Origin of the sequence: Paenibacillus sp. J45TS6, from assembly GCF_018403285.1 — a bacterium.
Classification (GTDB): domain Bacteria; phylum Bacillota; class Bacilli; order Paenibacillales; family Paenibacillaceae; genus Paenibacillus.
Map to the genome: position 1 here is coordinate 1 of NZ_BOSJ01000116.1, position 239 is coordinate 239.

Sequence of the window (239 nt, forward strand, 5' to 3'; positions counted from 1 at the left end):
TGCTGGCAACTAAGATCAAGGGTTGCGCTCGTTGCGGGACTTAACCCAACATCTCACGACACGAGCTGACGACAACCATGCACCACCTGTCTCCTCTGTCCCGAAGGAAAGGTCTATCTCTAGACCGGTCAGAGGGATGTCAAGACCTGGTAAGGTTCTTCGCGTTGCTTCGAATTAAACCACATACTCCACTGCTTGTGCGGGTCCCCGTCAATTCCTTTGAGTTTCAGTCTTGCGAC

The 239-nt window shown here is 52.3% G+C and carries 1 rRNA gene; it reads right to left on the bottom strand.

What is annotated here, in order from left to right:
• Positions 1-239: ribosomal RNA gene (locus KJS58_RS25270) — 16S ribosomal RNA — on the bottom strand; the annotation flags it as partial.